Below are 20662 nucleotides of genomic sequence, written 5' to 3' on the forward strand. Positions count from 1 at the left end.
TGATAATAAATTCATAATTACTTATGCTTTTGTATTTTTTGGAATCACACAGTAGTTTTCAACAACACATCCATTGATGATAAAATAGTTTGTGTCTTCTTTGTATTCATAGGAGAGATTAAAACCTTGTGCATCCAATGTATTTTTAATGATATACATACCTAGTCCAAAACCGTGAGAATTCTTTGAAAAATCCTTAAAGTAAGGTTTAAAATATTCTTTAAAATCCATTTTTAAGGGTTCGCCTTTATTGGCAATGATGAGATTGTATTTGTCTGTAGTAACCGTTACTTTTCCATCAGATCCATATTTTATTGCATTGTCTAAGAGGTTTTTTACAGACATTGCAAAGAGATCAAAATCTGCTTTGATGAGGTCATTTGGAGATAGCAGGACAATAGGATCAATACTTATTTTATCAATAAGTAACATTTTTTTAGTGTATTCAATAAGTTCATCTACTAAAAACTCTCTCTTATTTAGATTGTAGCTTTTTGATGAGAGTTGTTCAATTTTTGCAAACTGATTAATAAGAGTGTTTAGACGTCCAAAAGCGGAAGTCAATCGTTCCTTTTGTAAAGGGTTTTCTACCATTTCAGCTATGATTCTACCCTTTGTGATGGGGGTTTTGAGTTCGTGCATAATTGATCTTAAAAAAAGCGTACGAGATTCATTGAGTGCTACAATTTTTTTAATAGCATTATCAAATTCATTGGCAAGTTCCCCAATTTCGTCTTGTTGGTCTGTTTTACAATTAATGTTGAGTTTTCCATTTGAAAAGTAGCGAATTTGCCTACGCAAACTTTTTAGAGGCAATAAACTTTTGATAACAAGTATGAACAAAAATATAAGTAGCATTCCAGCAAAAGCAATCAGATAGTAACTGTGATAGGATACACTAAAGGTATCTTTATACAGTGTTGCTTGGTTGTGAGTTTCCAAAAGAATAAAAACCTCATTATTTAATTTAATGGTTTTGGCAAACACACCATTAAAATTCGTGGGAAGTTTGTTGTAGTTAAGTAGTGCTTTTTTGATGCCTGGTTCAGAAGTTACTTCAAATCCAAGTTCTTTAAGATAGCGCTCTATCAGTTCAATACTACCATTGTTTGCCATAATTTGGTTTATGGTTGTAGTGAATTGACTATACTTGATTTGAGATATTTGCTCTTCACGATCAATTTGAGATTTTACAAAATAAAATGAAAAGGCAAAAAAACTAAACAAAGCAAAAAGAAACAAAATAGTTATTTTGAAAAATATAGAACTCTTTATCATCTTAAGATTCTAGTTTGTAACCCACGCCCCGAACTGAAATGATATGTTTAGGTTTCTTTGGATCTTCTTCTATTTTTGCCCTCAAGCGACCGATAATTACATCAATACTTTTGTTAGAACTCTCAGGGTTGATAGATTCTGATTCTATAGCAATAGCTTCACGAGAAAATACATGCCCTTTTTTGCTTATCAATAAAGTAAGTATTTCGTATTCTGCTCTAGTGAGTTCAAGTTTCTTCTCTCTAAAATAAACTTCCCTGCTATCTTTGTCAATTCTAAAGGTTAAATCTTTATTTTTTTGATCGTCCTTGACTCCCTTTTTGTTGTAGCGTCTCAAAAGAGACTGAATCCTTGCTAAGAGTTCTTTGGGATCATAGGGCTTAGGAATATAATCATCTGCACCATATTCAAGGGCTTTGACTTTATCATCAAGATCGCTCCTAGCAGAGGATATTATAATGGGAATATTTTTTTGTTTTGCTACCCTCTTACACACCTCAAGCCCATCTAAATTTGGCAAGGTCAAATCCAGCAACAACAGGTCGTAATGCTGTGTTGCTACCGCACTCATACCTGTGTATGGTTCATCATAATTTGTAACATTAATGTCGTATTGTTTGAGATATTCACTCAAGATTTCTGCAAGCTCTATATCATCTTCTATCATTAGTATTTCTAGCATACTTAACCTCTGGAGGAATATTTAATTTCAATGCAGTATGATACTTAAATTTGATAAATAAATAACGTTGGAAGTTTGAAAAGTCGTATTAGAAAAATAAGCTTATAGATAAAGACCACCATCATTAGGGAGGGGGTAATGAAATGGTGTCCTTATCGGGTTTTAAAATAATCAAACTAACAAGGAATTAGGGGATTGGGTTTGATTCCCTGTCAGCTCAAAGACAACTCATGTTATCTACCTTCATTTTTGATAGGCAGTGTGATTTTAATCTGATTTAGTAAATAATTTTCTAATTAAATTCCTAGTTTTTGATCGATGATAGATAATTGATATTGTAGATAATTCACAACCAAATCAAGTTTTGCTTCTAGATCTTTATCTTGAGTGGATTGCAAGCCTTCAAATAAGACCAATGCCTTTTCACGTAAAGCATATAAAATGCTTGACTCCTCTGCAGATATGCAGACATCATTTTTGACCTCAGATTTTTGAAGTTCTGTGTTGATCGGACTTTCTTCTATTTCAGTAAGGGTTTGAAGAATCATATCTTTTAATTCCATTGCATTAACCACCTTTCAAATGTCTTCAATTCTTGGTGCGTGGAGGCTTTGATAAAAAAATCTTTGGCTTTTAGGTTCACTCCTTCAAATGTTTTAGGTTTTTCACTCAAGCGATTGTAGGCATCTTGAGCTTCTTTGTTGTTTGGATCTTTTTTGAGAATATCCTTGTAGATTTCTAAAGCTTCATTTTTAAACCCCTGAAGTTCATAAATACTTGCTAGTGTGATAGTTCTAAAATTCATTATTCTTCCCTTTTTACATATTCTGCAATTAAGGTTCCCATTTTGGATGTGCTACAGATTTCTTTGGCACCAAAAGAGGCAATATCTTTAGTTCGGTAGCCTTCTTTGAGTACTTTAGAGATAGCTTTTTGGATTTTATCAGCAGCTAATGTTTCTTTGAGGGTATTTTTTAACATCATTGAGGCACTCAAAATTGTAGCTATTGGATTAGCAATCCCAAGTCCAGCAATATCGGGGGCAGATCCGTGAATGGGTTCGTATAGGGCAGCTTTCTCTCCTATGCTACTAGAGGGCAAAAGGCCAATAGAGCCCGTGAGCATACTCGCTTCATCGCTGAGTATATCGCCAAATAAATTACTCGTTAGAATAATATCAAACTGTTTTGGATTCAAAATAAGTTGCATACTTGCATTATCAACATATTGATGGGTTAGCTCAACATCTGGATATTCTTTTGCAACTTCAATGACGACCTCTCTCCATAGCGCACTTACATCTAAAACATTCGCTTTATCCACAGAGCATAATTTTTTTCTTCGAGTTCTTGCTAGTTCAAATCCAACTTTGGCAATTCTCTTGATTTCATCTACGGTATAGATCATTGTGTTGTAGGCTTTGTCTTTTTCTCTTCCTTTAGGCTCTCCAAAATAAATTCCTCCGATGAGCTCTCTTACAACCACCAAATCCACCCCTGAAATCACCTCGCTTTTAAGGGTACTTGCTTCTATAAGTTCATCAAAAACCATTGCAGGGCGTATATTTGCAAATACTTCAAGTTTTTTTCTTAATTTTAAAAGTCCGCTTTCAGGGCGAAGCTCTCTAGGGAGGTTATCCCATTTGTTTCCTCCAATAGCCCCAAACAAAACAGCATCCGCCTTTAAGCATCCTTCTATTGTTTCTTCTGGTAATGGATTTTGGTATTTTTCATAAGCACATCCACCCATTAAATATTCATTGAACTCAAATGAAAGATCTTGCTTTTCGGTAAGTGTTTCAAGCACTTTTTTAGCTTCATTAATGACTTCAGGTCCAATTCCATCCCCCTTTATAAGGGCTATTTTGTATTGTTTCAAATCTGTTCCTTGAGTTGTTTTTGGGCATATGGTATCAATCCTCCTGCATTGAGCAATTCAAGCATAAAAGGAGGGATTTTTGCATAACTATAGTTTTCTTTTTTAGTGTGGTTAATGACGATATTGGCCGCAAGATCAACCTGTAGTTCATCGCCTTCTGAAATTTTATCAATATCACTTCCTTCAAGCTCTAGAATTAAAAGACCTGTATTAAAGGCATTGCGGTAAAAAATTCGTGCAAAAGATGAGGCTAAAACCGCAGAAATTCCTGCTTCCTTCAATGCTAAAGGTGCGTGTTCTCTACTACTCCCACAACCAAAGTTTTCATCTGCGACAATAAAGTCTCCTTTTGAAATCATATTGTAAAAATCTCCTTTAGAATCCTCCATAATATGCTTTGCAAGCTCTTTGCCATCGCTTGTATTGAGATATCTTGCGGCTATAATAATATCTGTATCAATATTTTTGCCAAACTTCCAGGCTTTGCCAAAATTCTTGCTTGTATCTTTCATTTTTAGGTCTCCAAATAGCTTGATTTCGTATTTTTCCATTTTAGCAAGTTTGATTTAAAAACTACTTTATTTTTGTTTAGCATCAATGAAAATTTGACTATAGGAGATTGAAACACCTATGAACACATTTGTTCCAACTTCTTTAAAATACCTTCCCTTGAGCATATAAAAACTAATAAAGGGGGCTACTGAAAAATTTTTATAAACTTTTGTATCTAGTTTTGCATTCAACTCTAACTCATACTCTGGATTATGCGAAGCGGGATAGTTGTTGAGTAGGTAGCTACGAAAATTAAACTGATATTCAAAAGTGATATTATCTTCAATTTTATGCTCTACATTCAAACCAGTCTCAATACCAAAACTCTCTATGGGGGCTTTATAGGTAAAATCTTCTTCTCCAAAAATATTTAAATGCAGATTTTTGATGTATTGTCCATCAAATATCTTAAAACCAGTGTTGAAGCGTAAAATCTTTCTTCTATCAAGACCTGCTTGAGGGGTAAATTCAGTTTGATATCCTAGTTGAACATAAGGGCCAATCTCAAATCCTCCTAAAATTTTTTCAATTTTCCAAATTCTTTGTGTGTAGTCAGTGCCTATCAATATTCTATCAAGAGTTTTGTTATCAATTTTTTCAGAATTTTGTGGATAGATGATATTTCGCCCATATTCAGCAATGAGTGAGTTAAAGATGACAAAATTCTTTGCGTAATAGTTGGCCTCGAAATTTCCAAATGCTTGTCCAACGATTTGAGAATCTCCTTTGATACGATTGTTTGAGAAATCTTTGTAAATTGTCTGATTTTTTAATGATGCTGAAGTAAAATTCAAAGATATTTTTTTGAGCTCTAAATTCCACCCATCTTTATTTGCATCGACATCTAAGGCGGGGATATCTTTTGCATAAAGTCGGATAGATAAAAACAAATACAAGAAAAATATATTTAAAGCAACGAAATAAATAGAGTGGTTTTTTGAGTACATTATTTACGTGCCCTTGATCTTTTGTATCCATTCAAATAGTGTTTTTTCAAACCCTTTTTGGGTATGTCTAACAAATTCTAGTGGTTTTTGTAGGTATTTTTGTTTTATCCAGCCACCATATTGATGAGGATAAAGGTAATCTTTAGAATGAGGAAGGATATTTTTAGGAATAGATAAAATTTCTCCATCATTGATAGCCTTAATAGCTTCATTAATTGCATTATATGCGGTATTTGATTTAGGTGAACAGGCGAGATAGATAACACATTCAGAGAGAATGATTCTTGATTCTGGATAGCCTATTTTGGAAACTGCTAACATTGTAGATGTAGCTAGATTGAGTGCATTAGGGTTTGCATTTCCGATGTCTTCACTAGCTAAAATTACGAGCCTTCGTGCTATAAATTCAGGATTTTCTCCTGCACAAATAAGTCTAGCAAGGTAATAAATAGCGGCATTTTCATCGCTTCCACGAATAGATTTTATCATTGCACTGATGAGGTTGTAGTGAGTATCATCTTCGCTGCTACCATCTTTTAGACTAGTAGGACGAAGCATCTTTAAGGTTTGTAAATTTATTTCCTCCACTTCCATCGCTACATCCAATAGGTTAAGCATCGCTCTTGCGTCTCCACCACTAGAATTCACTAAGTATTCTTTGGCTTCCTGAGTGATAATGTGAGGACAACTCTGAAGTACTTTTTCAAGAATACTATTGAGTTGAGTTTTATTTAGTGGAAAAAATTCAAACAATAAAGATCGTGATCTTATCGCATTAGTAAGAGTATAGTATGGATTTTCAGTACTCGCACCCATTATAATAGCCTCTTGATTTTCCATAATGGGGAGTAAAAACTCCTGTTGTGCTTTATTGAGACGATGAACTTCATCAATAAATACAAGAGGTTTCACAAGTGTATTTTTGTATTGTTTAAGTGAAGATCTTAATTCTTCAAGTTTAAAATCGGTTGCATTGAGCTGTAAAAAAGGCTTATCTAGCTTATTTGCAATGACTCTTGCTAACGTTGTTTTGCCACTTCCAGGAGTTCCATAAAAAAAACAATGAGGAAAATTTCCTGATAAAAGAGCGTGTTTTAGAGGAGATTTGTCTCCGAGAATATGCTCTTGTCCAACAAAATCTTCTAAGGTTTTGGGACGAAAAAGATTGGCTAAATTTCTCAATTATAACCTTGACTTATTTTTTAAACAAAATCAATTCATAAGAACTTTGCTTCACACTTACTCTAGTGCCTGAATTTTGAGTCTTTTTTTGCAAATTATCACGGAGTTCTTCGTTGATGTTATCTAATTCGTCTAATTTTTCTTTAAGTCTTAAAATAATATCAACCCCAGCAAGATTAACACCCATATCTCGTGTGAGTCTTAAAATAGTTTTGATTTTATCTATATCTCTTTGAGAATAAAGACGCATCTTTCCATCGGTTCTACCTGGCTCTATAAGTCCTTCTTTTTCGTATTGCCTTAGTGTTTGTGGATGGATTTCTAAAATCTTTGCCACTACACTAATAAGATAGACAGGTTCATCATAGCTATACATTGTTATCCTTTTGTATTTTCATCTGGTAAATATTCTTGCAGATTTTTTTTGAGCTCATCAGAAAGAGAATCTGTATGAGGTAAAACTATATTTGCTTTCAAGAACAAATCTCCCATATGCCCAGATTTTCTATTTTTTACCCCAAGTTCTTTTATCCGAAATCTTTGAGAGTTTTTTGTGTTTGCAGGGATCTTTAAAATCACTTCTTTATAAAGCGTGGGAATGGTGATCTTTCCTCCAAATAATGCAGTTTTTAAAGGCAAATCAAATGTTTTTGTAAGATTGTCATTTTCTCTCTTATATTGATCATCCTCGCTAATAAAGATTTTTAGCAATAAATCTCCCCTACCATTTCTTCCATTTTTCCCTTTCCCTTTTATGCGAATGGTTTCATTATTTGCTATTCCTGCTGGAATTTTAATATCAAAACTATCATTTTGTATGTTTATATGTTGTTTTCCACCAAGCACGGCTGTAGAAAAAGGAATTGTGAGATTTGCCTGAATATTCAAATCAGTTTCAAATCCAAAACCTCCTCCAAAACCAAAGCTATTTGCCCCTGATCCAAATCCTCCAGAGCTTCCAAAGATTTGCGAAAGAATATCATCTAGATTGATACCCTCACTACCTTGATTTCGTGCAAAATCACTAAAATTTTGCCCACCAAATATATTGTCTCCAAATTGATCGTATTGAGCTCGTTTTTTTTCATCACTCAAAATTTCGTAAGCAGCATTGATTTCCTTAAATTTTTCTTCAGCTTCTTTCTCCTTGTTGATATCAGGATGATATTTTCTCGCTAATTTTCTATAGGATTTTTTAATCTCATCAGCACTTGCATTTTCGCTTACTCCAAGTGTTGCATAAAGACTTTTACTCATTTTATCCTCCAAAATCTTTCTTGAAATCTTAAGTTCTATTGTATCATAAAAGTTTAGTATAAGTCAATCAACTTTAATTCATTTAAACTATATCAAAATTATTTGGAACTATTTTTGCTAGAATAAGCCAAATTAAATATATGAACTCGCTGAAGAATTGAAAAAGGATACAGATGCTAAGGAAGCTTGTTTTGTGCTGTTCGTTTATATATGGAGGTGTTGCACTTGCAGATAATGCAAAGAGCCCCCAAGATGCTCTGATGAAAGGTGTTATAAACGGGCATATAGGAGCTTTTTTTCAGCAATCAAGCAAAAAAGACCCTACATATGGGGATATAAATATGTCCTTGTCTTATAAAACTCAAAGATTTATGGGTTATGAAATTGGAGCTGAGACTTGGCTTGTTCCTCGTCTTTATCAGGGTGCAACTGGAGATTTTGATAGAGCACAGGAACTATTTGTATTCACGAAAATTTATGGGGATTTTTACAATCAATACGAGAAATTCAAATTAACAATAGGTCGATATCAAATAAACGAACAATGGATAACCCATAATACCGAGGGTTTGAGTATGAGTTATGATAAGCTAGATAATATTTCATTGCGATTTGTGTGGGCATTTCGGAATGCGTATGTTGAAAATTATTATTTGAGTGGTTTTAGAAAAATGTACGATTGGGCTGGGTCGATTTTATTTCAAGCAGATATTCAAGTTCCTAATGCTCCTGTGAAAATCAAACCTTATCTATATTTTGCACCTGGTGTATTTATTTCCCCTGGAATTGATGTAGATTTGCATTTACCACTCAAATCGGGCATTTATTTTGACAGTCATATCTATTTGTTATCTTATGTTGCTGATAAAAAATATTATGGAACTTCAGGATCAAGTGGTTTGGTGTGGCTAGAAGGACTTATAGGATTAGGAAAAACACAAGTTGGTCTTGGGCTTAGTACGGTTGGAGGAGGAGAAGGTGCGAATAGAATAGATGCTTTTGGAGAACATACCCCATTTGAACGCACAGTTGGTATGTTCTATGGAAATTCGACTACTTTTTATGGATTTGCTAGTGCAAATATCACAGATTATGCAAAAGTTTATGGAGCATTGAGGGGGACTTTTATCAATGGAAAAAATATTCTGAATTGGGAGGCAAAAGTCAATTTTAATCCTCTAAAAGGAGTTGATTTGGGAATAAGTTTATTGGGCGTATCTAATCAAACTGAGGCCATAGGGTATTTTAATGAGAGTAAAAACTATATTATGGGCAGGGGCTTTATTCAGTATAAATTTTAGTTTCGTGTATTATAATTGCTATATATTTTAAATATTGTAGGAGAGTTTTATGAAAAAGTTTATTTTAGGTTCGGTACTTTCTTGTGCTTTTTTTGGTGCAAGTCAGTTAAATGCATTAGAAGTTACAGTTGATCCTTATGGATATCTAGGTGCTCTATATAATCAAGGTATTGAGTCTAGTCCTAGTAGTTATATTGGATTGAGTGCGAGAGCTGGAGCAAATTTTTTACTAGATAATAATTGGAGTTTAGGCCTTGGTGCAATTGGAGCATGGAGCGTATTTAACAATGATTTAACTCCAGGTTCAAATAAGCCATATGTCAATACAGGTGACATTTCAGATGCTTTCATCAAGTATAACACAGATAAATTAAAATTTGCACTTGGAAGATACAATACAGATTTTGCTGAGTTTGATTGGATAGCAGGAAATATTCAAGGTGCTTCAATAAAAATTCACGATAAAGGAATGAATTATTGGGGAATTTTTATGGATTCAATGCTTTATAATGGTTACCAATATAGCGGACAGCAAGGTGCCAGAATCGCTACAGAACTGAACTCTCTTGCGGCCTACAACACAGGGGGTAAAAAAAATAGCTATGTTGGTGGTGAAGTCATTGCCGCTGGAGTGGATTATACTTATAAGGCATTCAGAATTTCTCCTTTTGTACTCATTGACACTCAATTACCAACAAAAACAAAGGGCGTACTTGTTCAAGTCGGTGCTAAGGCTGGTTATGCTACAAGTATAGGTAGTGGCTTTTACTCTACGACACTTCTAAGAGGCATGTTTCAATATGGAGATACAGATGGACTAGCTGGAGATGATGCATCTGGACTTATTTGGATTGATGAAGCTCTTAAATACAAGATGTTTAATTTCGGAGCAGGTTTTTATGCCGTTATAGGAGCGGACAAAAAAGGCTCTCTTTATACCTTCAGCGATAGAACAAGATTTTATGGTAGAGGTATTAACTCTCCAGGTGTTCCAGCAAATTATTTTGCTTACAATACTTTGACAGGTTACATTTTTGGTGGTTTAGAGGTCAATAGGGTGAGATTAGATGCAATGGTAGCATTTGGAAACTATCAGGAATATTCACTAGTGGCAGACTATAAAGTTTGGCAACATAAAAATATGAAATTTAATGCTGGTGCTGGATATGTGTATGCATATTCTTCAAAAGTTGCTAATACTATCGGGAATAGCTCATTGATATTTTTTGGAAAGTTTTCTTACTAGGGCTAAAAAAAGATCTTGTCTTGACGATTTAGGTAGTGTCTTCTAAAATAAAAAATTCGATTTGAAGGATATGAAATGAGGAATAAAGTTTTTAGTTCATTTGTGTTAGCAGGAGCTCTTTTAAGTAGTGCCAACGCGGTCGATTTTAAACCATTTGGTCATATTGGGGCGACTTTTAACAAAGGTTTTTCAAATGGCAATCAAGCATTTGATTACTCAAATGGTGAATATAAAAATGCTGATTACTCTGGATTGACAGCTCAACTAGGTTTAGATGTGGGATTTGGAAATCTTCATATCGGTGCAGCTGGTTGGGGTGGATATGGGTTTTATGGAAGCCCAAAAAATTATGAAGATGGTTACACATATGCAGAAGCAAGATATACCAAAAAATACGGCGACCTATCTGATTTGTATGTGAAATATGATGGTGAAATACAGTTAGCTGTAGGTCGTTTTGATACAGAGTTTTTACAATCCGACTGGATAGCTGGACACACTCAAGGGGTGGCTGCTAAGTGGGATAGTAAGTATTTTGGTATTTGGGTAACTTGGGTAAATGATTATGCTACTTACGGTTATCAACCAAATAGATTTGGTTCTGAAATAAATAGTTTTGATCGATACTCTTCTAGCTTCAGTCATTTTAATATTGGAAAAAATGATTTACTTGCTGGTGGGATTAATGTTGATTTAGGTTTCTTGAAAATTGATCCATTTGTGCATTATTGGCTCGGTGGATATGGTTATTATAATAATGATGAGACTAATACAAATACCCATTCTATGATTCAAGCAGGTACAAAGGTTGCTCTAGAATTTGGAGATGACGCTAGTATCAAATCTATCACTTCTGGTAGGATTTTGTGGCAGAATATATTGGGTGTGAACAACGATGATACTTTTTTATTCTGGGCAGATGAAGAAGTTAGATTTAAAGATATGGTTAAAGTAGGTGCTGGATGGTATTCTGTGGGCAAAAAAAATGGCATCTATACCATCAATGACAGAAGTCGATTTTACGGAGTAACTTACTTGACTCCTGGCACCTATAGTTATTTTGGTCAAGATGCTAGTAGTTGGTATGTTTTTGCCGGGTTTGAGAGTGAGGTTATCAATTTTGATTTACTTTATGCAAATGGCGATTACAACGAGTTTTCTGCCATTGTTTCTTGGAATGTTTTCAAAGCAAAAAATAACCTAGCTCTCCAGATTGGTGGAGGTTATGTGAGTAATGGATTCCAATCAAAAACCGCTCAACAAAATAACGCTGTTGTATTTGCCAAATTATCTTTTTAGTAATTTAACTTATCAAGCCTCTAATAAGAGTGCTTGATAGGATTTTATCTTTTGTTTTCCTTTGTGTTTTTATTTATAATTGATGTACCACTCGTATACTTCTTTGATTCCTTGTTTAAGTGTTATTTTTGGTTTCCAACCCATTAAATTGAGCTTAGAGGTATCTAAAAGTTTTTGATAGGTTCCATCTGGTTTAGAAGTATCATAAATTATTTGTCCTTCAAAACCCACAATATCTTTTATCAAATTTGCTAGTTCAGAGATACTCACATCATTTCCATATCCTATATTGATATGTGTATTGCGGATTTCTTTAGAGTTGTCTATCAGATCGGCAAAATCGATATTTTCCATAATATGAATACAGGCTTCTGCCATATCAGAACTATGTAAAAATTCCCTCCTAGGTTTTCCACTACCCCATACGGTTACCGAATTTGATTGATTCAGCTTGGCTTCATAAAATTTTCTTATCAGGGCAGGGAGTACGTGAGAATTATTGAGATCAAAATTATCGTTTTGACCATAAAGGTTTGTTGGCATTACGGAAATAAAATTACAACCATACTGCAGGTTAAAGGCCTCGCACATTTTAAGTCCAGCAATTTTGGCAATAGCATATGGTTCGTTTGTGTACTCAAGTGCATCTGTGAGTAAATATTCTTCTTTCATGGGCTGGGTGGCATTCTTGGGATAAATGCAGCTTGACCCCAAGAAAAGTAGCTTTTTCACTTTGTTCTTATGCGCACTGTAAAGAATGTTATTTTGAATCATTAGGTTCTGATAGATAAAATCTGCACGATAAGTGTTATTTGCAACGATACCTCCTACTTTTGCCGCTGCCAAAAAAACATATTCAGGTTTTTCTTTTTTGAAAAATTCTTCTACTTTTATTGCATCAATCAGATCAAGATCAGATCGTGTTTTTAACACAAGATTATTATAACCCTTTGACAAAAGAGTTTTTGTGATAGCTGATCCAACTAGTCCATTGTGACCTGCTACAAAAATTTTAGAATCCAATTCCATTTTTATCCTTGATATAAGTATTTTTTAGAGCTTAGAGTATCAAATTATTCAAAATAGCTTAAAATTTCATAGCCACCTTGTTGGAGATACTTGTCTTTTTGAACGAGTTTGACATCTGAGTACATCATATCTTTTATGAGATCTTTTAGTTCATATTCTGGAATCCACCCTAGCTTACTTTTTGCTTTACTTGCATCCCCTATGAGAAGTTCGACTTCTGTTGGGCGAAAATAGCGTTCATCCACGTTTATAACTTCTTTGCCTATAGGGAGTTGAAAATCCTTATCTTCACATTTTGTGACATAACCTTTTTCATTGATGCCTTCACCTTGAAACTCAATACCAATACCAACTTCTTGAAATGCCAATTTTACGAATTCTCTAACTTCGGTTGTGATACCTGTGGCTATAACCCAGTCCTCAGCTTCTTTGGATTGGAGAATCATCCACATCATTCTTATATAATCTTTGGCATGTCCCCAATCTCTTTTTGCAGATAAATTCCCAAGATAAAGTTTATCTTGAAGACCAAGTGCTATTTTTGCTACTCCTCGAGTTATTTTTCGAGTTACAAAAGTTTCTCCTCTTATGGGGCTTTCGTGATTAAATAAAATGCCATTACTAGCAAATATGTTGTAAGCTTCTCGATAATTCACAGTGATCCAATAAGCATATAGTTTTGCACAAGCATAGGGAGAACGTGGATAAAATGGTGTACTTTCTTTTTGAGGAATCTCTTGAACTTTGCCAAATAATTCGCTTGTAGAAGCTTGGTATATTTTTGTTTTTTCTTTTAGACCTAAAAGTCTCACTGCTTCAAGTATTCTTAAAGTGCCTATACCATCTGCATTTGCTGTGTATTCAGGAGTTTCAAATGAAACCGCTACGTGGCTCATAGCAGCTAAATTATAAATTTCATCAGGTTGGACTTCCTGAATAATGCGAGTTAGATTCATTGAATCTGTCATATCTCCATAATGCAAGATAAAATCACGATTTTTAATATGGGGATCTTGATAAAGATGATCTATCCTATCGGTATTAAACAATGAGCTTCTACGTTTAATACCGTGAACTAAATAACCTTTCTTAAGCAAAAATTCTGCTAAATATGCCCCATCTTGTCCTGTTATACCCGTAATTAATGCAACTTTCATCTATATCCTTGCTAGATTGTTTGGGTAATTTTAACACAACAAACTTTAAAATTTGAGACTTCCAACTTGTTATGCTTTTAATAATTGGACTTTAAGATCTTTGAAAAACCATCTTTTAATATCTGTGTATTAAATTAAACTATTGCTAATTGAAGCCTAGCATTTTTGAAAACTCCTGCACCCACTATAATATTGCTAGTTGAGGTTTAGCATCTTTGAAAATCATCTTCAACTCTCAGAATGTCATCTTCACCCAGATATTCACCAACTTGCACTTCAATAACAACAAGATCAATTTTTCCTCTATTTTCTAATCGATGCAATTGCCCCATCGGGATATAGGTAGATTCGTTTGCTTTAAGAAAAATTTCTTTATCCCCACTTCTAACGTTCGCACTTCCGCTCACCACAATCCAGTGTTCATTTCGATGAAAATGTTTTTGCAAACTCAGACGACATTTAGGTTTGACAACAATTTGTTTGATTTTATAATAAGATGACTCTAATAGAACACTATAGTTTCCCCAAGGTCTGTAAGCTGTGGTATGGATTTGAGTTAATTCAGGCCGAGTTTTTTTGAGTTCTGCAACGATTTCTTTTATGGCTTGAGACTGCCCTTTTTTTGCTAAAAGCAATGAGTCGTTTGTATCTACCACAATTATATCTTTTAAGCCAATAGTTGCCACAAATTTATCTGAAAGAATAAAATTATTTTGGCTATCTTTTGCAATAATTTGATTTCTTGAAGCATTTCCTTGAGAATCTTTTACCCATTCATCATTTAAAGATTCAAAACTCCCTACATCATTCCAAGCAAAATCTCCAACAACGCATTTGATTTTTTTACTTTTTTCCATCAGGGCATAATCAATGCTGATTTCAGGAATATTTTCAGAAAGCTTAGGGTTTATGCGAGTATATATTTCATTGTGATCTGAATTTTCATATGCCATAACACAAGAGTCATAAACCTCTTTTGAATACTTTTGGAGTTCATTCAAAAATACAGAGACCTTAAAACAAAACATTCCACTATTCCAAAAATGCTTACCATCTTCAAGATATTTCTGAGCAAGTTTTAAATCAGGCTTTTCAGTAAAGTTTCTGACATTGTTATTTTTCTCACACTCTATATAGCCATAACCAGTATGGGGGTTTGAGGGTTTGATTCCAAATGTCACTAGATAACCATTTTTAGCATATTCTATCGCTTTTTCTATAGCTTGTTGATAGGCTTTGAAATCCTTGATGAGATGATCACTTGGTAGAGCTAAAATAATTTCATCTTCTCCGTATTTTGATATTACATCTAATGCACTCAAGCAAAGAGCTGGAGCGGTGTTTTTCCCGAGTGTTTCTAAAATATAATTTTGTATTTCAATATCGGCTTCTTTGGATTGATCTTGTGCAAGGAAATAATTTGTCTCATTTGCTATAATTTGAAAATGCGCATTGTGAGATTTAATAAATGGACGATTCCTAAGGAGGGTTTGTATAAAAAACGAACCATTCTCTAAGAGTGGGGCGAACTGTTTTGGTAATAAAGATCGAGATAAAGGCCAAAGCCTAGTACCTGAACCACCACAAAGTATTGCTATTGTCATAAATACAGTATCCTAAATTTTAAATTTATAATTACAAATGTCCTAAAACATTAGCTTGAATCTAAATAACTATGAATTATATATTAAAATTCAGGAAAATTTATCAACAAAATAATCAAATCAAGTTCTTTTCTAATTTCCCCATTTTTTATGAAGCACTTGACAAAGCGAGTGGAATTTTAATATAATTCCGCCCTTGCTTTAATAAATCGCAAGTTGTTTAATTTAAGTCGCTGGTTTAGCTCAGTTGGTAGAGCAGCTGCCTTGTAAGCAGCAGGTCGGGGGTTCAAGTCCCTTAACCAGCTCCATTCAAACCTTAAACAGAATTCTCTGATTTCAGTGTTTGACCAGTGTTAATTAACTATAATTCAGCTATTGGGTGAGATACTCAAGTGGCCAACGAGGGCAGACTGTAAATCTGCTGACTATGTCTTCCGTGGTTCGAATCCACGTCTCACCACCACTAGTATCTAGTGCTGCTTTATAGTTTGCAAGATGCGGGAATAGCTCAGTTGGCTAGAGCATCAGCCTTCCAAGCTGAGGGTCGCGGGTTCGAGCCCCGTTTCCCGCTCCATTTTAACTGGGAGCTGAACTTCTTAAAACTAAAATGTTTTTATAGCTCCAAACTTGCCCATATAGCTCAGGGGTAGAGCACTTCCTTGGTAAGGAAGAGGTCGGCGGTTCAATTCCGCTTATGGGCTCCAGTTTTTCTAGGATTTTGATATTTGTATTTTTAAAGTATTGTTTAACATTACTATAAGGACACTTTTATTAAAATCAAAACTCAAATTTATTTTAGGAGAAAACAATGGCGAAGGAAAAATTTGTCAAGAATAAACCCCATGTCAATATTGGGACAATTGGACACGTAGATCATGGTAAAACTACTCTAAGTGCCGCTATTTCTGCTGTTTTGTCTCTAAAAGGTCTTGCAGAAATGAAAGACTATGATAATATAGACAATGCCCCAGAAGAAAAAGAAAGAGGTATCACAATTGCAACATCTCATATTGAATATGAGACAGAAAATAGACATTATGCACACGTAGATTGTCCTGGACACGCAGACTATGTTAAAAATATGATCACAGGTGCGGCTCAAATGGATGGAGCTATCTTGGTTGTATCTGCAGCAGATGGTCCTATGCCACAAACTAGAGAGCATATACTTCTTTCTAGACAAGTTGGAGTTCCATATATTGTAGTATTTTTAAATAAACAAGATATGGTCGATGATCAAGAGTTACTTGATTTGGTTGAAATGGAAGTTAGAGAACTTTTGAGTGCTTATGAATTTCCTGGTGATGATACTCCTATTGTAGCTGGATCTGCTTTGAAGGCACTAGATGAAGCAAAATCTGGAAATGTTGGAGAGTGGGGAGAGAAAGTATTGAAGCTCATGGCTGAAGTTGACAGATATATACCAACTCCAGAGAGAGATACCGATAAGACTTTCTTGATGCCTGTGGAAGATGTGTTTTCTATCGCTGGCCGTGGAACTGTTGTTACAGGTAGAATTGAAAGAGGCGTTGTAAAAGTTGGAGATGAAGTAGAAATTGTTGGTATTAGAGATACTCAGAAAACTACTGTTACTGGCGTTGAAATGTTTAGAAAAGAACTAGACAAAGGTGAGGCTGGTGATAACGTCGGTGTTCTTTTAAGAGGAACTAAAAAAGAAGAAGTTGAAAGAGGTATGGTTTTATGTAAGCCTGGCTCTATTACACCACACAAAAAATTTGAGGGTGAAATTTATGTCCTTTCAAAAGAAGAGGGTGGTAGACATACTCCATTCTTTGATAACTATAGACCACAATTCTATGTTAGAACTACAGATGTGACTGGTGCAATCAGATTGCCACAAGGTGTTGAAATGGTTATGCCTGGAGACAATGTGAAAATCAATGTAGAATTGATAAGCCCTATTGCTTTGGAACTAGGAACTAAGTTCGCTATCAGAGAAGGTGGTAGAACTGTTGGTGCTGGTGTTGTAACCAAGATTATTGAATAATATAATTAGGAAATAAAATGAAGGTTAAAATAGGGCTAAAATGTTCTGAATGTGGTGATATTAACTACAGCACAACAAAAAACGCTAAAACAAATACAGAAAAACTGGAGCTCAAAAAGTTCTGCCCTAGGCTTAATAAACATACCGTCCATAAGGAAGTTAAGCTAAAAAGCTAGGAATTTCCTAGCTTATAGGTCAGTAGCTCTAATGGTAGAGCATCGGTCTCCAAAACCGAGTGTTGGGGGTTCGAGTCCCTCCTGGCCTGCCATTTTTAAATTGGGCTATAATTTAGAAGTGAGATTTTATGAAAAAAATATTTACATATTATAGATTGGCTAAAGAAGAATTATCGAAGGTAATTTTTCCTACAAAAGAGCAAATAAGGAATGCTTTGATATCGGTAGTCATTGTGGTAACCGTTATTACTTTGTTCTTGGCATTGGTTGATCTTATTTTGTCTGCTTCTGTATCTAGTATTCTGTAAGTAGGAGAGTTTATGTCATTAGATTGGTATGCTATACAGACTTATTCAGGTAGTGAGCAGGCTGTTAAAAGGGCAATTGAGAATATTGTTAAAGAGAGTCAAATCGGTGATCGATTGAAGGAAATTGTTGTTCCTACAGAAGATATCATTGATGTTTCTAAAAAAACTAAAAATAAAGTCACAGAGCAAAGTTTGTACCCTGGCTATGTTTTTATAAAAGTTGATTTGGATACTGCTCTTTGGCATAAAATACAATCTTTGCCAAAGGTAGCGCGATTTATAGGTGAGAGTAAAAAACCGACCCCCTTAGGAGAAGCTGATATTAATCATATTCTCGAAAAAGTGAAAAATCGTGCCGCTCCTAAACCAAAAATCTCTTTTGATTCTGGTGAAGTGGTGAGGATTGTAGAAGGACCTTTTGCGAATTTTACAGCAACAGTTGAGGAATACGATATTGAACATAGAAAACTCAAGTTGAATGTTTCTATTTTTGGTAGAAATACTCCTATAGAAATACTATATTCACAAGTAGAAAAAATAGTATAAAATAAAGATATTTTTAAGGAAATGATATGGCAAAGAAAGTTGTTGGTGAATTAAAACTTCAAATCCCTGCTGGTAAGGCGAATCCTTCACCACCTGTAGGACCTGCTCTTGGTCAAAGAGGTGTGAATATTATGGAGTTTTGTAAGGCATTTAATGAGAAAACAAAGGATATGGGGAGCTTTAATATTCCGGTTGTTATCACAATTTATCAGGATAAGAGCTTTACTTTTATCACTAAAAAGCCTCCTGTAACGGATTTGATAAAAAAGACTGCGAATGTTTCAAAAGGTTCAGATAATCCTTTAAAAAATAAGATTGCTAAACTCACTCAAGCACAGCTTGAAGAGATTGCAAATCTTAAAATGGAAGATTTAAACGCAAATACTCTTGATGCGGCTAAAAAAATTGTAGCTGGTAGTGCGAGAAGTATGGGTGTGGAAATTGTTGATTGATTTAAAATAATTTAATTGATTGGAGTTTATGGTATGGAAAAAAAGGTAGCCAAAAGATTGCAAGGTTTGCTTTCAAAAATCGATAGTAATCGCACGTATGATATAAGCACTGGAGTGAGCACAATTAAAACTTTAGCTTCTGCGAAGTTTGATGAAACTGTTGAATTATCTCTTAAGCTTGGCGTTGACCCAAGACATGCCGATCAAATGATAAGAGGTGCTGTTGTATTGCCTCATGGTACTGGTAAAAAAGTAAGAGTTGCTGTTTTTGCAAAGGGACTCAAAGCTGATGAAGCTAGAAAGGCTGGAGCGGATGTGGTTGGTGATGATGATTTAGCAGAAGAGATTAAAAATGGTAATTTAAACTTTGATATGGTTATAGCTACACCTGATATGATGGCACTTGTTGGAAAGGTTGGTAGAATACTTGGACCAAAAGGATTGATGCCAAATCCTAAAACAGGAACAGTAACCATGGATGTCACAAAGGCTGTAACGAATGCAAAAAGTGGTCAGGTGAATTTTAGGGTTGATAAAAAGGGAAATATTCATGCTCCTATAGGGAAAGTGAGTTTTGCTGAAGATAAAATTAAAGAAAATATGCTAGAATTGGTAAAAATGGTCAATCGACTTAAGCCTGCAAGTGCAAAAGGAAAATATATCAGGGGTGGTGTTTTGTCATTGACAATGTCACCTTCTATTAAGATTGATTCTCAAGAACTTATGGACGTAAAATAGATTAAGCTAGATAGATTGTAGTTTTATCTTTAGATTGAAGACAACAAGGGCCATGCTTAATTGAGAAATCGCCTTGTAGAAGTCTAGTCTAGAAAGGAGGAAAAATGACCAAAAACGAAAAAACTCAAATGGTTGAGCATTTAAGTTCAGAGTTTAAGAATGCTTCTACTTTGCTTGTTTGCTATTATAAGGGTCTAACTGTAAAGAGTTTGGATGAACTTAGAAAATCTGCAAGAGCTCAAGATATTAAGGTACAAGTGATTAAAAATACTTTAGCTAAGATTTCTATGAATAACGCTGATTATCCTGATTTAGACTTAAAAGATACCAATATCTTTCTTTGGGGAAACGATCAAATAGCGTTGTCAAAGTTAGCTGCAAAGTTTGGTGAGTCAAATAAGGATAAGTTTGCAATTAAAACTGGATGTTTTGATGGAAAGAAAGTCGAGCTAGATCATATTATGGCTATTTCTAAATTGCCTAGTAGAGATGAGCTTATTGGTATGCTTTTGTCTGTTTGGACAGCTCCAGCAAGATATTTTGTCACTGGATTAGATAATCTAAGAAAGCAAAAAGAACAAGAATAAAAAATAAGGAGATTATTATGGCTATCACAAAAGAAGACGTTTTGGATTATATTGGAGGTCTATCAGTTCTTGAATTATCAGAACTTGTTAAAGCCTTTGAAGAGAAGTTTGGAGTGAGTGCAGCTCCCACTGTTGTTGCTGGTGCAGCTGCTGCTGGTGGTGCAGTCGCAGAAGAGAAAACAGAGTTTAATGTTGTTTTACTTGATAGCGGAGCTAATAAAATCAATGTTATCAAAGCTGTTAGAGAAATTACTGGTCTTGGGCTTAAAGAGGCCAAAGATGCTACAGAGAATACACCTCACAATATTAAAGAGGGTGTTAATAAAGAAGATGCTGAAGCCTTCAAGAAAAAACTTGAGGAAGCTGGTGCTAAGGTTGAAATCAAATAATTTTGAGCACCGATGTTTAGTTTTTTGCCCAAAGAATAGAGTTTTC

At 34.6% G+C, this 20662-nt stretch carries 24 protein-coding genes and 5 tRNA genes; 16 read left to right on the forward strand and 13 right to left on the reverse strand.

Going from position 1 to position 20662, the window contains the following annotated elements; genetic code table 11:
• Positions 1-21 precede the first annotated feature (21 nt).
• The 10 genes from BKH42_RS05235 to BKH42_RS05280 all read right to left on the reverse strand — a co-directional run bounded on the left by BKH42_RS05235 (position 22) and on the right by BKH42_RS05280 (position 7776).
• A complete protein-coding gene (locus tag BKH42_RS05235) occupies positions 22-1278 on the reverse strand; it encodes an ArsS family sensor histidine kinase (protein ID WP_095295574.1) in 1257 nt (418 codons plus the stop codon).
• 1 nt (position 1279) lies between these two features.
• The gene (locus BKH42_RS05240; RefSeq protein ID WP_095295575.1) at positions 1280-1960 is read right to left on the reverse strand and encodes a response regulator transcription factor; all 681 of its coding nucleotides are present in this window, start codon (positions 1958-1960) and stop codon (positions 1280-1282) included.
• Between the two features lie 296 nt (positions 1961-2256).
• Entirely contained in the window at positions 2257-2523 is a 267-nt protein-coding gene (locus tag BKH42_RS05245; protein ID WP_095295576.1) for a hypothetical protein, read from the reverse strand.
• Positions 2514-2765 carry a tetratricopeptide repeat protein gene (locus BKH42_RS05250; RefSeq protein ID WP_095295577.1) on the reverse strand — a complete coding sequence of 84 codons (252 nt, stop codon included), beginning with the start codon at positions 2763-2765 and terminating at the stop codon, positions 2514-2516. Before BKH42_RS05250 ends, BKH42_RS05245 begins: the two co-directional genes overlap by 10 nt.
• Complete coding sequence (gene leuB / locus BKH42_RS05255) at positions 2765-3838, reverse strand: 3-isopropylmalate dehydrogenase (RefSeq protein ID WP_095295578.1); 1074 nt, start codon at positions 3836-3838, stop codon at positions 2765-2767. Before leuB ends, BKH42_RS05250 begins: the two co-directional genes overlap by 1 nt.
• Entirely contained in the window at positions 3835-4350 is a 516-nt protein-coding gene (locus BKH42_RS05260) for a 3-isopropylmalate dehydratase small subunit (RefSeq protein ID WP_095295579.1), read from the reverse strand. Before BKH42_RS05260 ends, leuB begins: the two co-directional genes overlap by 4 nt.
• Before the next feature lie 66 nt (positions 4351-4416).
• Positions 4417-5337: a hypothetical protein gene (locus tag BKH42_RS05265; protein ID WP_095295580.1), complete on the reverse strand. Its 921-nt coding sequence runs from the start codon at positions 5335-5337 to the stop codon at positions 4417-4419.
• 3 nt (positions 5338-5340) lie between these two features.
• Positions 5341-6519: a replication-associated recombination protein A gene (locus tag BKH42_RS05270; protein WP_095295581.1), complete on the reverse strand. Its 1179-nt coding sequence runs from the start codon at positions 6517-6519 to the stop codon at positions 5341-5343.
• 13 nt (positions 6520-6532) lie between these two features.
• On the reverse strand, positions 6533-6895 hold the full coding sequence (locus tag BKH42_RS05275; RefSeq protein WP_095295582.1) for a helix-turn-helix transcriptional regulator: 363 nt from the start codon (positions 6893-6895) through the stop codon (positions 6533-6535).
• A 2-nt stretch (positions 6896-6897) separates the two neighbouring features.
• On the reverse strand, positions 6898-7776 hold the full coding sequence (locus BKH42_RS05280) for a DnaJ C-terminal domain-containing protein (RefSeq protein ID WP_095295583.1): 879 nt from the start codon (positions 7774-7776) through the stop codon (positions 6898-6900).
• A 173-nt stretch (positions 7777-7949) separates the two neighbouring features.
• On the opposite strand from BKH42_RS05280, the gene BKH42_RS05285 reads away from it, so the two are divergent.
• From BKH42_RS05285 to BKH42_RS05295, 3 genes are all read left to right on the forward strand, one after another.
• Positions 7950-9077, forward strand: coding sequence for an outer membrane family protein (locus tag BKH42_RS05285; RefSeq protein ID WP_095295584.1), 1128 nt, complete (start codon positions 7950-7952; stop codon positions 9075-9077).
• Between the two features lie 49 nt (positions 9078-9126).
• Positions 9127-10323 (forward strand): hypothetical protein, encoded by a 1197-nt coding sequence (locus tag BKH42_RS05290; protein WP_095295585.1) that lies wholly within the window; start codon positions 9127-9129, stop codon positions 10321-10323.
• Between the two features lie 75 nt (positions 10324-10398).
• On the forward strand, positions 10399-11622 hold the full coding sequence (locus BKH42_RS05295; RefSeq protein ID WP_095295586.1) for a hypothetical protein: 1224 nt from the start codon (positions 10399-10401) through the stop codon (positions 11620-11622).
• 69 nt (positions 11623-11691) lie between these two features.
• Here the strand turns inward: BKH42_RS05295 and BKH42_RS05300 are convergent, their stop codons facing one another.
• From BKH42_RS05300 to BKH42_RS05310, 3 genes are all read right to left on the reverse strand, one after another.
• On the reverse strand, positions 11692-12651 hold the full coding sequence (locus BKH42_RS05300; protein ID WP_095295587.1) for a GDP-L-fucose synthase: 960 nt from the start codon (positions 12649-12651) through the stop codon (positions 11692-11694).
• A 44-nt stretch (positions 12652-12695) separates the two neighbouring features.
• Positions 12696-13808, reverse strand: coding sequence for a GDP-mannose 4,6-dehydratase (gmd, locus tag BKH42_RS05305; RefSeq protein ID WP_095295588.1), 1113 nt, complete (start codon positions 13806-13808; stop codon positions 12696-12698).
• Positions 13809-14014: 206 nt separating this feature from the next.
• Positions 14015-15412, reverse strand: coding sequence for a mannose-1-phosphate guanylyltransferase/mannose-6-phosphate isomerase (locus BKH42_RS05310; protein WP_095295589.1), 1398 nt, complete (start codon positions 15410-15412; stop codon positions 14015-14017).
• A gap of 232 nt (positions 15413-15644) precedes the next feature.
• Between BKH42_RS05310 and BKH42_RS05315 the strand changes: the two genes are divergently transcribed.
• From BKH42_RS05315 to rplL, 13 genes are all read left to right on the forward strand, one after another.
• Positions 15645-15720: transfer RNA gene (locus tag BKH42_RS05315), tRNA-Thr, on the forward strand.
• 70 nt (positions 15721-15790) lie between these two features.
• Positions 15791-15875, forward strand: a tRNA-Tyr gene (locus BKH42_RS05320).
• Between the two features lie 34 nt (positions 15876-15909).
• Positions 15910-15986, forward strand: a tRNA-Gly gene (locus BKH42_RS05325).
• A gap of 55 nt (positions 15987-16041) precedes the next feature.
• Positions 16042-16116 (forward strand) — tRNA-Thr (locus BKH42_RS05330).
• 104 nt (positions 16117-16220) lie between these two features.
• Positions 16221-17420, forward strand: a complete 1200-nt coding sequence (gene tuf / locus BKH42_RS05335; protein WP_095295590.1) for an elongation factor Tu — start codon at positions 16221-16223, stop codon at positions 17418-17420.
• Between the two features lie 17 nt (positions 17421-17437).
• On the forward strand, positions 17438-17596 hold the full coding sequence (gene rpmG / locus BKH42_RS05340; RefSeq protein ID WP_095273449.1) for a 50S ribosomal protein L33: 159 nt from the start codon (positions 17438-17440) through the stop codon (positions 17594-17596).
• 16 nt (positions 17597-17612) lie between these two features.
• Positions 17613-17688, forward strand: a tRNA-Trp gene (locus tag BKH42_RS05345).
• A gap of 36 nt (positions 17689-17724) precedes the next feature.
• Positions 17725-17904, forward strand: coding sequence for a preprotein translocase subunit SecE (gene secE / locus BKH42_RS05350; RefSeq protein ID WP_095295591.1), 180 nt, complete (start codon positions 17725-17727; stop codon positions 17902-17904).
• 12 nt (positions 17905-17916) lie between these two features.
• Positions 17917-18450 (forward strand): transcription termination/antitermination protein NusG, encoded by a 534-nt coding sequence (nusG, locus tag BKH42_RS05355; protein ID WP_095295592.1) that lies wholly within the window; start codon positions 17917-17919, stop codon positions 18448-18450.
• 26 nt (positions 18451-18476) lie between these two features.
• Positions 18477-18902: a 50S ribosomal protein L11 gene (rplK, locus tag BKH42_RS05360; RefSeq protein WP_095295593.1), complete on the forward strand. Its 426-nt coding sequence runs from the start codon at positions 18477-18479 to the stop codon at positions 18900-18902.
• A 33-nt stretch (positions 18903-18935) separates the two neighbouring features.
• Positions 18936-19640: a 50S ribosomal protein L1 gene (gene rplA, locus BKH42_RS05365; protein WP_095295594.1), complete on the forward strand. Its 705-nt coding sequence runs from the start codon at positions 18936-18938 to the stop codon at positions 19638-19640.
• Between the two features lie 104 nt (positions 19641-19744).
• On the forward strand, positions 19745-20227 hold the full coding sequence (rplJ, locus tag BKH42_RS05370; protein ID WP_095295595.1) for a 50S ribosomal protein L10: 483 nt from the start codon (positions 19745-19747) through the stop codon (positions 20225-20227).
• Between the two features lie 17 nt (positions 20228-20244).
• A complete protein-coding gene (gene rplL, locus BKH42_RS05375; protein ID WP_095295596.1) occupies positions 20245-20616 on the forward strand; it encodes a 50S ribosomal protein L7/L12 in 372 nt (123 codons plus the stop codon).
• Positions 20617-20662 lie beyond the last annotated feature (46 nt).

It is taken from the genome of Helicobacter sp. 13S00482-2 (assembly GCF_002272795.1).
Lineage (GTDB): Bacteria > Campylobacterota > Campylobacteria > Campylobacterales > Helicobacteraceae > Helicobacter_J.